The following is a 12,440-nucleotide window of genomic DNA, read 5'->3' on the forward strand; positions in this document are numbered from 1 at the left end:
TCGGGATACTAGCCAGTTATTTGACGCCGTTTGGCAAAATTTAGCCATTTTTAGTCCATTTAGATGCAATCGTTCAGATTGAGGACACGCCCTAGGCCCATCTCACCTTTTTATATAGACTTTTAACCTATCTGTTCTCTAACTCTTGATAATGGCAATTTTGCCAAACCTTGCACTTTTGCTTATTTTTTAGGATGGTTTATGACTTCGCTTACTTCTGTGCGCGTGCGTTATCAAACGATTGAAATTGGCAATACAGACATTCATATTTGTACCCTACGTGACAATCAACAATACAGTGACCCAAATGATGAGGCGCTAAACTTGGGCATTTGCTCGGCTTCTTGGCCGATGTTCGGTGTGATCTGGCCATCCAGCTTGGTACTGGCCAATCACATGCTCGACTACGATATTGCGGGCAAGCGTATCCTAGAGGTTGGCTGCGGCATGGCATTATCCAGCTTACTACTCAACCATCGCCATGCAGATATCACGGCGACGGATTATCACCCAACGGTCGAGTATTTTTTGGATCGCAATACCACCCTCAATAATAATAAAGAAATTAACTTTGAGCGCTTAGACTGGAGCGAAGATAACAGCAGCCTTGGGCGTTTTGATATGATTATTGGTAGCGACTTGCTTTATGAAGATCAGCATATCGATATATTGGCAGCATTTATTGAGCGTCATGCCAACCCCAAATGTGAAGTGATCATCGTTGACCCTGGTCGTGGACGCAAAAATAAGCTAACGACAAAGATGATTGAGTATGGCTTTAGCAGCCAACACCTCAAACCTGAGGATACCAGTTATCTAGATCAGCCCTTTAAAGGGCATATTTTGACGTTTTCTAGGTCTGGTAAATAGCTCATATAGTCCTTTGAAAAGAAGATGATTATTAGTTCAAAGGTACTACTATAGTTTTCTACCAATACTTCTGAATTGATAACAAAATGCCGCTCTTATATATAAGAGCGGCATTTTTATCACTTCTATGTGAGCACATTAATTTGTAGCGCTGGCTTTATCATTGCTACCGTCAAGAGCGACGCTTAAAAATGAATCACCGAACGAATACTCTCACCTTTTTCCATCAGATCAAACGCTTCATTGATGTCTTCTAATGGCATGGTATGGGTGATGAAGTCTTGTAGGGGGATTTCACCTGCTAGGTAGCGCTCAACGTAACCTGGCAGCTCGGTGCGACCTTTGACACCGCCAAATGCTGAACCTTTCCAAACACGGCCTGTCACTAGCTGGAATGGACGGGTTGAGATTTCTTGGCCTGCGCCTGCGACCCCGATAATAACCGACTCGCCCCAGCCTTTATGGCAGCACTCGAGCGCTGAGCGCATCACATCGACATTACCGATACATTCAAATGAGTAGTCGACGCCGCCATCGGTTAATTCAACGATAACCTCTTGAATGGGCTTGTCATAATCTTTTGGGTTGATGCAGTCGGTTGCGCCCAGTTTTTTGGCCAACTCAAACTTGCTCTCATTGATATCAATACCAATGATGCGACTGGCTTTGGCCATTTGCGCACCGATAATTGCGGACAGTCCAATACCACCCAAACCAAAGATAGCGACCGTTGCGCCCTCTTCGACTTTGGCTGTGTTCATCACTGCGCCCATACCCGTGGTCACGCCGCAGCCCAGCAAGCAGACTTCTTCTAATGGCGCTTCTTTATTGACTTTCGCCAATGAAATCTCTGGCAATACCGTATATTCAGAAAACGTCGAGCAGCCCATATAATGATAAATCGGCTCACCGTCTTTATAAAAGCGTGTAGTACCATCTGGCATTAAGCCTTTACCTTGGGTCTCACGCACAGCTGAGCATAGATTGGTCTTACCTGAAGTACAGAATTTACATACCCCGCACTCTGCGGTGTATAACGGAATGACATGATCGCCGACTTCTACGCTGGTCACGCCTTCGCCGACTTGCTCAACGATACCGCCACCTTCGTGACCCATGATTGCTGGGAACACGCCTTCTGGGTCTTCGCCAGATAGCGTGAAAGCATCGGTATGGCAAACGCCACTAGCAACGATTTTTACCAACACCTCGCCTTTTTTTGGCAACATGACATCTACTTCTTCGATAGATAGTGGCTCATTTGGTCCCCAAGCTACTGCGGCTTTGGATTTAATAAAGTTATCTGACATAAGATTCTCGCTTTTTTAATAAGTGTGTCGTTAGTCATACGGATTAGACAGATTACGTGTTAGCCTCTTTAGCTTATAGCGCTTACGGGTAGGAGGCAAGCGGTCGTTACACTAGTCTATAACACGTATCATTCTATACCAACCATTATAGTTGTTTCTGCTGTGATAACAATGTGCTATATTTGCAAATATCTTTTACACAGTGGTAATAATCATGCGGTGGGATGGTATCAGTGAGTTTGTTTATGTGGCAGAGTACGAGAGCTTTACTCGTGCGGCAAAAGAGTTGGGCGTGTCAACGGCGCAGGTCAGCCGGCAGATCAGTGCATTAGAGCAGCGCCTCAATATCAAATTACTGTATCGCACCACTCGGAAAGTATCACTCACAGAAGAAGGCCGGGTGTTTTATCAACACTGCCGCAGCGTGCTTGATGGCTTAGACGCCGCTGAGCAAGCCGTGAGCAATCTGCAATCCAAACCGCAAGGCAGGATTAAGCTGACCGCCCCTGTCACTTATGGCGAACAGCAACTATTGCCACTGGTCAATGACTTCATGGTGCAATATCCTGATATCGAAGTAACGGCATTTTTGAGTAATCAGAAAATTGACTTGGTTGATGGTGGCTATGATTTGGCCATTCGCATTGGCAAATTAAGCGACTCAACGATGATGGCAAAAAAACTCAGCCGTCGTACCAACTTCGTCTGTGCTGCGCCTGCTTATCTCCAAAAATACGGCGTGCCGCATTCTCTGAGCGAGCTGAGTCAACATAACTGTCTGCTTGGCACTCGTGACTATTGGCACTTTATAGAGAACAATAAAAAAGCGGGTAAAGAACGAAACATGCGAGTGTCTGGCACTGTACAATACAACAGCGGTCACAGCCTAGTCGATGCGGCATTAAAAGGTTTGGGTATCGTGCAGCTGCCTGATTATTATGTGCAGCAGTATCTGGCCTCAGGGGCGCTGGTCAGCGTACTGGATAACTACAGAGAGCCTGAGGAAAGTATTTGGGCTGTTTATCCACACAACCGTCATTTATCCCCAAGGATTCGCCTGCTGGTAGATTTTTTGGCAGAGCGTTTGGTTTAGCGTGGCGGCTTTAGTAGCCAAACCCACGCCAAGCTTATGACATTGGCTCATTAACCATTCTGTATTAACCATATTAACGCTTAAGAGCGCTGCAATGACTGCTTATACATTTGCATGAGTGTTGCAAACTGTTCAGGCGTTAAGGTGTTGCGGACGTTTTTAAGACATTCATGGCGTAGATTCATATGCGCCATCTCAGTTTCACTGATACGATGCATCAGTGCCGTCGTCGTTGCATCATCGGCACCTGTCATCATCGCTGTGCGCAACTGCCCACGCAAGGCTTTTTCATTAGCCTGCAGTGCCATACGGTTTTTCATAGCCATCTTACGATAATCAGCAAACACTTTTGCTTGTGCTGGCGTTAACGCCAGTGCATCTGCTTGACCGACGATGAATGGCATTAGCTCTATAATAGGAAAGCTGCTATCGGCATCGACACTCAGCCCAGTATCTGCAACTGGCGCTGCCAACAGGTCTACTGAAGATTGCGGCGAAGCTGGCATATGTGCCGTGTTGTAAGTCGGTATGGTACTCTGACACGCACTCAATGATGCGCCTAGCAATAAGCTACTTGCCGCTAACAATACTGGGGCTTTTAACGACTTCAATCTATTGACAGCTTGCATCCTACTCTCCTAATGATTTGATTAAAAAATGAAACATGATATGCATAGGCATTATTCTGCTAGCCTAACTATGATAGATAGCACTGATATGTCAGTCTCTGCGCTAAGCCCGATACTTAGTCGAACCCGCCAATCCTGTCATCAATGGCAGCAGTACTAAGTAAGCATATACCAACAATGCGAGCACTGTCGCCAGATGAAACGCCCAGTCTACCCAGTAGCTCATGTCTGATAAGCCAGCTTTAAAAAATACGGGTAATGCAAAAAACCCAATAATCGCAACCACGACTGCTGAAATAGCGGCTAAACGATAAGCAAGTTGCTTACTTCTACCGATTGCAACCCAATACCCCCACGCGACCAGTAATATCAGTACCAATGCTATTACCAAGGTAGCGTTTTCTAGTATGGCTTCCCATAACATCATGAACGCTTGATTTAAAAGTAACATGGTCAATCCTTTGAAGTTTCTAGTTTATGTGGCTCTGGCTTGTGTAGTCGTTCATATATTCATGAAGCGATGCCATTAATCATACCGCTATGTGCTACTGACTCTTTATAAAAGGTCAGACACGACCTTTGGCAACCGCCATATAGGCAGGCTTTAGCATCATCTCTTCCAAGAACCAAGCAAAGTAACTCTCTTTTAAAGGGTCAATCAAAGGGACGCTAGGGGTCAGATTGTTTTCATAATCAAACTCAACCAGCATCGCTTTACCTTCCTCTACCAGCATTGGACAAGAGGTATAACCATCAAACTTTTGACTGGGCGCCTTACCCTGTATGACATCGATGAGGTTGGTCACCACTATCGGTGCGGAGAGTTTGACCGTTGCGGCGGTTTTTCCTTTTGGGGTGCCATTGATATCGCCAGCACCAAAGACATTGTCATAAATCTTGTGTTGTAGCGTATATTTATCGACATCCAGCCAGCCTTTGTCATTGGCAAGTGCACTATTGAGCACGCTATCTACTGCAAACATGGGCGGTACGACATGAATAAAGTCATAATCTTGGCGAGTCTGGTTGCCAGCTTCATCAGTGAAATAAGCCGCTTTAGCACCTTTATCAATGGCGGTTAAACGCTGATGAAAATTGGTGCCGATTGGTGGATCATATGATGCCCAGCGTGACAATACGTTTTCATTAACCAGTGGCACACTAAACACTGTGCCATGAGGACTAAAAAACTGCACATCACTGTCTTGACGTGTACCCGCTTGCGTAAGCCTGTCATGCAGCATAAAGGTCATTTTTAGTGGCGCACCAGCACACTTCATATCAGTATGTGCAAGAGTCATCAGCGCCCGCCCACCTGTTTGGCGGAACTCATCCATCTGCTGCCATGTCTTTAGGGCAACTTCTGGACTTGGATACACACTACCGATACCATCAGAGCCTAAGTCTGCGATATCCAGTCCCTCAATGGCCTCAAACCCAAGTCTTAAGCCAGTGGCTATCACCAAATAGTCATAATCAATGTTTTTGCCACTGTCGGTCACGACTTGATTGCTATCAGGTAAGAATTCACGGGCATTTTCTTGTACCCAGTCGATGCCAGCAGGTAGCAAGTCAGCGTTACTGTTGATGACTTTGTCAGCGCTCTTCCACACACCAGTCGCCAACAGCGTGTAACCAGGCTGATAATAATGATTTTTACGGCTATCCAACAGCGTTAGCTTGGCATTGGGCAGTTGCCGACTCAAGCGATTGGCAACTGCCAACCCTGCGACACCTGCTCCTACGACGACGATACTGGGGCTGTCTTGATGAATGGGTAAGGGTGAACACCCTGTCATCGCCATACTACCCACGACTGCGCCGCTTGCTACTCCAGCACCGATGAATTGACGACGGTTAAGACCATTTCTTGACTCAGAATTGAGCTCATGACTGGTCACTTGGCTTGATGTATTTGATAAATCATTAAAAAGTCTTTTCATAGTACTGTCCCTAGCTGCTTACATTCGTCTTCACCCAAAAAAGCATATTCCTATTCAAAACACTTAACCCCAAGCGAATAACACTAACCAAAATCAACACCTTCATGTGGCCTGACAGTTGGCTTGCCCGCTTCAACCCACGCCTCAAAACCGCCTGCAATCGAGACCACTTGCTTATAACCCAGCGCTTCTAGTGACTGTGCGGCCAACGCTGCACGGCCACTGGTTTTACAATATACCAAGAGGTTTGTATCTGCCCCTTTATTGGCAGGTAGATCATTTACTTTGAACTCTAATACGCCACGTGGTATGGATATTGCTCCTGCGATATGCCCAGCAGCGTATTCAGCAGGCTCCCGTACATCGATGACAATATCAGCTTGGTCGCAAGCATCTTGGGCTTCAGCCACAGCGACTTCAGTGATTTGATTTTTGGCCGCACTAACTAAATCATGGGCAGTTTTCATCTTTATTCCTCAAGGTATGGTTGTTTCATCATATGACTCAACAGCCGATATAACGATTTGGACTTATATCGACTCATAAAAAGTAACAAAACAGTCATATATCATTAAAATAATATGCCATTTTATATAATATGTCTACCAGTTATCTTCTATACGGATATTATTTTTTATATCACACCAAAAAGTCACACCGTATCTTGCTGATAAATAAGCAGTACCTTATAAATCAGTATCAGTAGCAACGATGTGTTAGCATTTTAGAATTGAGAGGGTCATATATCAGGACTGATATAACAAATGACTGAGCGTCCTATCAGGTAGGTTTGCAGAATGATTAAGAAAAAAGCGATGACAGAAAGATCGGCTCATATCAGCGACAACCACAGTACGAATAAGCTTATATGACTTCTGCCACCTCTTGCTGCTTTAAGCCTATTGTTCTAAGCTTGCCGTTATCATCGACTTCCTTGACCACAAGTGACCACTCATCATTGATAGCGACAGTATCTCCAGAGACTGGCGCAGTCCCCAAACTGCTTTTGATAAATTCAGCGACTGTTTGCTGCCACATGCTTTTTGAGGGATTTTCAGGCTTGCTTTTTAGCTTTTCTACCAGCGATTCAGAGGTCATCACACCCGTAAAAAACGGCAAATCTCCAAGTTTGACACTAGGGGACAGCAGCCAATCTCCATAAAAATCATCGATAGCCTTGCGATCTAAGGTGGTGTCATTAAAAATCTTGGCAATTTTGCTGGCATGATTGCCGCTTAGCGCATACCACACACTATCGCCAAACTTAAGTTTGGTGTCTTCATCTACCACGACGATTTTTTGTCCACGTACCAAAGCAAAAACACTGATCTCATCAGGACTGATGCGTCTTGAGATACCCATAGGATGGCGACCGATGGCAAATGCTCCTGACTGCACTTCAAACTCATACAGAGTAATACTGGCTTTATCTGATACCCAGACTTCATGTTCTTCTTTTGGATCTTTATTACTGGGGATACGCACTTTAAATGTATTGGCCATGATAGGAATGGTCATACCTTGCAAAATCAAAGACAGAACAACGACCCCAAAGGCAATATCAAACAGCAAAAACGCCTCGTCTATCCCTGCCATGATGGGTAATATCGCAAGGGTAATTGGCACGGCCCCGCGAAGCCCGACCCAAGAGATAAAGCCAATTTCTCTGTCTTTAAACTTAAAGGGTTTGACACTGGTGTAAACGGCAACAGGCCTAGCAATTAAAATCATAAAGGCCGCAATTGCGACTGAGTAATGCCAGACATTGATGACGTTAGAGGGCGTCACAAGCAGCCCTAGCACTACGAAAAGCACTGCCTGTGATAGCCATGCAAAGCTATCCATCACCCGCATCACATGCTCGGTCGAGCGTACCTTGTAGTTGCCAATCAAGACCCCCGCCAGATAAACCGCCAAAAACCCACTGCCGCCAAGCAAGTTGGTTGCCGCAAACACAGACAAACCAGCAGACAATATCAAAATAGCATACATGCCCTCTGCCAAGTGTACCTTCGGCAGTAGCCTTGAAAGCAGATAACCAAAGAGCAGCCCCATGCCTAAGCCTACGCCCAGCTGCTGTAATAGCAGTCCTAAAAACGCAAGTGCTGTTTGCCCTGCAGGGTCAACATTGAGTGCAATTAGGCCAGTCACCAATAAAATAGCCAAAGGATCGTTGGCTCCAGACTCCAGCTCTAATGTGGCCTGTACACGGTCATTTAGCTTGACACCACCATTACGTAATAAAGAGAAAACCGCTGCCGCATCGGTGGAGCCTACGATCGCAGCCATGAGCATACCAACGCGCCAATCCACACCCAGCAGCCACGTCACGAACACCCCTAGCACCATGACAGTGGCCAGCACTCCCCACGTGGCTAAGGTAATCGCAGGCTTTAAACCTACTCGAAAAGACTTAAAAGAGGTACGCAATCCACCGTCTAACAAGATACAGGCTAAAGCTGCCTGTCCGACGAAGTTGGCGATATTATATTGGGAAAACTCAATACCTAAGATGCCCTGCTCACCCGCCAGCACGCCCACGGCCAAAAACAGCAAGAGTAAGGGAATACCCAAACGAGCCGACAGCGTACTTGCCATAATGCTGGCAAATATTAACAATGCCCCTACCAGATATAGGATATTTAAGGTATCCATCTATTTTAAGCCCTATTTTTAATAAGTATTACGAGAATATTGGCTTTACCCTCCTGCAGGTTCTAGCCCTTTTGTATCAATAAACTATAGTCAAAGTGTTTTAAAACCGTTACAAGTCAACCGACCGCAGATAGCACACTGGGTGCATTTAGAGCGAGTAACACCGTAGCGGTCTAAGAGTCCTTCGACCATATATATCAAAGCTGCCTAAGTTAAGTCACCTGAGGTAAGCATAAAAACATAGCAAGCAGACTGTATTTTATATCATAAATTGGCCACTAATGAATGCTCATTAAGACCAATATTGTGCTCAGTACATAAAAAACAGCGGTTACATTGCAATAACCCTCTTTATTACGCACAATGAGGGTCTAGTACCATCACTTTTAACAACAATAAACAGGGACGACTATGATTAAAGCACTCTCCATCGCAGCTTTGGCAGTGGCTGTGTCTTCTTGCGCCAGTGTCGAGAGTATCTTGAACTCGCCTGACAGCAACACCTCAAAAGAGACTGCCACTACTGTCAATGCTAAAAAAGGCTTGGTCACTCTACAGAGCAATCATTCCGTCAAAGAGACGGCCGATAAACTGGCGTCTATCTTAGAAAGCAAAGGCATGACCGTCTTTGCTAGGGTAGATCATCAAAAAAATGCGGCAGGTGTGAATCTAGAGTTGCGACCAACACAGGTCATTATATTTGGCAATCCTAAAGCAGGCACGCCCTTGATGCAATGCGAGCAAAGTGTCGCCATCGACCTACCACAAAAAATTCTGATCAGTGAAGATGCAGATGACAAGGTTTGGCTGTCCTACAACAACCCTGACTACCTAAAAACACGTCATAACATTCAAGGTTGTGACACAGCCATCGATAATATCTCGAAAGCGCTAAATGGCATCAGTCAGGCAGCCACTGCCAAATAGACATGGAACAGAAGCAGAAAACACATCAATAAGGTGGCTTGGTAAAAAGGTGGCTTGGTAAAATACAACCCACCTTACCTGCATTAGATTTCATTATATATAGTAGGTCCAATTTAAAAGTTACTCACGGTGGCCAGAGATAACCCTCTGATGATTTAACTCTACCTTTAACTTCTTTGCGCATTCGATGATCTTTTTTCTATCCGCTTGCATGGCCCCATACTCAATAGCAATAAGGCGCATCTCAGTCGTGATGTCATAATGAGGATAACTGGCATTGCGATGAAACAGACGCTTGTCCACATTAATAAGTTCAGCAAACTCATGCAGCTCTTGCAGAGTGTCAGCCAACATATGACACCACTTATACCCTTTGAACTCTATACATACAAAGTCCACATATACCGCCATATCACCAAACCTTTGAATCACTCTAAATTAAAAAACCTAATATAAGGCCATTAATATCTACAACATGCGGTTGATTAATTTATCTTTTTGAACAAACTGATGAAACAATGCCGCACCGATATGAGCGACCGTAAAGACAATAATCATCGGCCAAATAATATCGGTATGCAAATCATTATAAAAACGTGCCGCACTACGATCTATATCGACAAATACTGGGATTTGAAACAGGCCAAACACATCAACCGCACGGCCCCCATATACCGACATCAACACGCCTGCTATTGGCATAGCGATCAATAATGCATACAGAGCGAAATGCGTTAATTTTGATATGATCAGCTGCCATTTAGGCATTACGGCGGCGGGCGGCGCCTTGGTGAAGACTCGATGGATCACCCGAGCAAGCATCCAAAACAACAAGCTGACACCAAAGGCTTTATGCAAATTGACGTACGAAGAGTCATCAGTATTGCCATACAATAAAATCATAGCCCAAGTTACGAGCAACAACAGAGCGCTAATCCAATGAAACACTCGACTCATCACAGACCACTTATTGACTTGAGTCACACTTGGTTGAACCTTGTTCATACATCACCTTTTATAAATAACAGCCATCTAAGAGCGACTATAATACCAAATCTCATCATAAATTAGCATGGCTACACAGTGTCTAGGCTTTGTTAATAAAAAATCCTTTTAATAAAAAACTTGTTACCCAAATAGCTTGTCAGAATACTTCACGTACCACGCTGCTGACTGTACTTGAATGATATAAGCCAGAGCAATGACATTAGACCTCAAAATGATGAACCCGGCTGTTTTAAGAACGCTATTTCCGCCTCGGTAGAAGTACGGCCCAAGACTTCATTACGATGAGGATAGCGCCCAAAGCGATCAATAATCACCTTGTGTCTGATCTCAAAACCATAGGTTTCTTCATCAGTGTACTGTTTAAAGAGCTGCTCAGCTTGCTGATGGATGACCTTTGATTCGCTATGCATATAAGGCATCAGAATAAATTTACGTTTTTCTAAAGTCTCAAATCCTTCTAATATACCGCTTGCCACCGCCTCTTGAGCGAGTGCCAATGCCATCGCATCTTGCGCAAAAGCCGCTGCAGTATCACGATAAATATTGCGTGAAAACTGGTCCAATACAATGATCTCCGCTAAGCGCCCTTCAGCACTGGTACGCCAAGTATAGAACTCTGCCGCAGCAGTTTGGCGCAGCACGTCACTAAAACGCTCTATAAGCAGCTGATCGAAATCTGCATCCTTCTCAAAGAATTTTTGACTGCCCGCTTCATGAAAACAAAAATCCAATATTTGCTTAAACATGAGTACCTCCCTTAAACGCTCTCAAAACAACTTTAAAAAAAGATATAAGGTTTTAACTTATATCTCTTTTATGGATCTATTGATACAAATAACATCTACCGTTTGGATCAGCCTTAACGCACTAATATCACTGGTGACAGTGTACTGGCGATAATCTCTGTCGTGGTACTGCCAAGGAAGAATCGCTGTAATTTAGAGTGTCCATAAGCACCGACTACCATGACGTCGACGTCATTTTCTAATTGAAACCTCAATAGCCCATCAACCGCATCCAGCTCAGGCAGATGATGCGCTTTTACTGAAAACCCAGATGAGGCGATGTGTTCGGTGGCTGCAGTCAGACTTTGTTTGGCAGACTCGCTATTATTACCTACCATCACCACATGACCTTGTAGCCCTTTTAACAGCTCACTTTTTGCCACCATTTGAGTGGCTTTAATCGCTGTTTTACTGCCATCAAAAGCCACCATATATGACTTGGGTACTTGATACGGCTCTGAGCAAATCAAGACAGGCACACTAGAGGCACGTGCCACCGTTTCGATTTGACTACCAATATTGATACGACTGTTTCTATGATCTTCGCCACGCCGACCCATAACGATGGCCCGGTTTTGTGTCTTAAAGTGCTCGATAGCAGGGAGTAGCTTGCCTCGGCGCTGATAGGTATTGATTTTTATATCTGCAAAGCTACCTTGCAAATAGCTTTTTGCATCTTGTATTAGCGCATTACTATAGTTGTTGACCACTTTAGCACGCTGCTCATCAAGCTGTGACAGCTCTTCTAACAAAAACTGACGGCTATCAACTCCTATCGCGCCTGACAAGTCGCGTCGGGTCGACACAGGGACATCACTGACATGTAATAATCCAACTGACACCCCCAGTCTACTGGCATACCATGCTGCATAATCACAAACCGGCTCAGTCACTGTCGAGCCATCGATACAGGCTAAAATGTGCTGTTCTATTGTCATAACCTTTCCTTATTTTTTGATGATTAAAGAGATGGGGCTGTCCATCTATATCGATATCTCTTGCAACTGATACATACTCTCTAGGGCGTGTCTTCATTTTAAAAATGGTCATAAAAATGAGATAAATTGCTGTCAGACAAGGAAAATAACGCAGATAATATCGGGATATTAATCAGTTATTTGACGCAGTATGACAAAATTTAGCCATTTTTAGCCCATTTAGATATCATCATTTGAATTGAAGACACGCCCTAGCATAGCACTTCTAACATTTGTTAACCA

13 protein-coding genes are annotated in these 12,440 nt (G+C 44.5%); 3 read left to right on the forward strand and 10 right to left on the reverse strand.

The annotated features are described in order from the left end of the window. Nucleotides 1-201 precede the first annotated feature (201 nt). Entirely contained in the window at nt 202-870 is a 669-nt protein-coding gene (locus J3492_RS04675; protein ID WP_207990414.1) for a class I SAM-dependent methyltransferase, read from the forward strand. 185 nt (nt 871-1,055) lie between these two features. On the opposite strand, the gene J3492_RS04680 is transcribed toward J3492_RS04675, so the two are convergent. Beyond that, complete coding sequence (locus J3492_RS04680; protein ID WP_243453107.1) at nt 1,056-2,180, reverse strand: S-(hydroxymethyl)glutathione dehydrogenase/class III alcohol dehydrogenase; 1,125 nt, start codon at nt 2,178-2,180, stop codon at nt 1,056-1,058. A gap of 214 nt (nt 2,181-2,394) precedes the next feature. On the opposite strand from J3492_RS04680, the gene J3492_RS04685 reads away from it, so the two are divergent. Further along, a complete protein-coding gene (locus J3492_RS04685; RefSeq protein ID WP_207990416.1) occupies nt 2,395-3,273 on the forward strand; it encodes a LysR family transcriptional regulator in 879 nt (292 codons plus the stop codon). A gap of 80 nt (nt 3,274-3,353) precedes the next feature. On the opposite strand, the gene J3492_RS04690 is transcribed toward J3492_RS04685, so the two are convergent. The 5 genes from J3492_RS04690 to J3492_RS04710 all read right to left on the reverse strand — a co-directional run bounded on the left by J3492_RS04690 (nt 3,354) and on the right by J3492_RS04710 (nt 8,500). After that, entirely contained in the window at nt 3,354-3,902 is a 549-nt protein-coding gene (locus tag J3492_RS04690; RefSeq protein WP_207990418.1) for a Spy/CpxP family protein refolding chaperone, read from the reverse strand. A gap of 103 nt (nt 3,903-4,005) precedes the next feature. Beyond that, a complete protein-coding gene (locus tag J3492_RS04695; protein ID WP_207990420.1) occupies nt 4,006-4,353 on the reverse strand; it encodes a hypothetical protein in 348 nt (115 codons plus the stop codon). 115 nt (nt 4,354-4,468) lie between these two features. After that, a complete protein-coding gene (locus J3492_RS04700; protein WP_243453108.1) occupies nt 4,469-5,845 on the reverse strand; it encodes an NAD(P)/FAD-dependent oxidoreductase in 1,377 nt (458 codons plus the stop codon). Between the two features lie 83 nt (nt 5,846-5,928). Further along, nucleotides 5,929-6,312: a rhodanese-like domain-containing protein gene (locus J3492_RS04705; RefSeq protein WP_207990422.1), complete on the reverse strand. Its 384-nt coding sequence runs from the start codon at nt 6,310-6,312 to the stop codon at nt 5,929-5,931. Between the two features lie 397 nt (nt 6,313-6,709). Continuing rightward, nucleotides 6,710-8,500, reverse strand: coding sequence for a potassium/proton antiporter (locus J3492_RS04710; protein ID WP_207990424.1), 1,791 nt, complete (start codon nt 8,498-8,500; stop codon nt 6,710-6,712). 411 nt (nt 8,501-8,911) lie between these two features. Between J3492_RS04710 and J3492_RS04715 the strand changes: the two genes are divergently transcribed. Further along, nucleotides 8,912-9,427, forward strand: a complete 516-nt coding sequence (locus tag J3492_RS04715) for a DUF302 domain-containing protein (RefSeq protein WP_207990426.1) — start codon at nt 8,912-8,914, stop codon at nt 9,425-9,427. A gap of 120 nt (nt 9,428-9,547) precedes the next feature. On the opposite strand, the gene J3492_RS04720 is transcribed toward J3492_RS04715, so the two are convergent. From J3492_RS04720 to J3492_RS04735, 4 genes are all read right to left on the reverse strand, one after another. Next, nucleotides 9,548-9,838, reverse strand: coding sequence for a DUF4031 domain-containing protein (locus J3492_RS04720; protein WP_207990428.1), 291 nt, complete (start codon nt 9,836-9,838; stop codon nt 9,548-9,550). A 57-nt stretch (nt 9,839-9,895) separates the two neighbouring features. After that, nucleotides 9,896-10,432 (reverse strand): cytochrome b, encoded by a 537-nt coding sequence (locus J3492_RS04725; protein ID WP_207990430.1) that lies wholly within the window; start codon nt 10,430-10,432, stop codon nt 9,896-9,898. A 209-nt stretch (nt 10,433-10,641) separates the two neighbouring features. After that, entirely contained in the window at nt 10,642-11,181 is a 540-nt protein-coding gene (locus tag J3492_RS04730; RefSeq protein WP_207990432.1) for a DUF924 family protein, read from the reverse strand. Between the two features lie 113 nt (nt 11,182-11,294). Next, nucleotides 11,295-12,158 (reverse strand): universal stress protein, encoded by an 864-nt coding sequence (locus tag J3492_RS04735; RefSeq protein WP_207990434.1) that lies wholly within the window; start codon nt 12,156-12,158, stop codon nt 11,295-11,297. Nucleotides 12,159-12,440 lie beyond the last annotated feature (282 nt).

This window comes from Psychrobacter coccoides (assembly GCF_017498085.1).
GTDB lineage: Bacteria > Pseudomonadota > Gammaproteobacteria > Pseudomonadales > Moraxellaceae > Psychrobacter > Psychrobacter coccoides.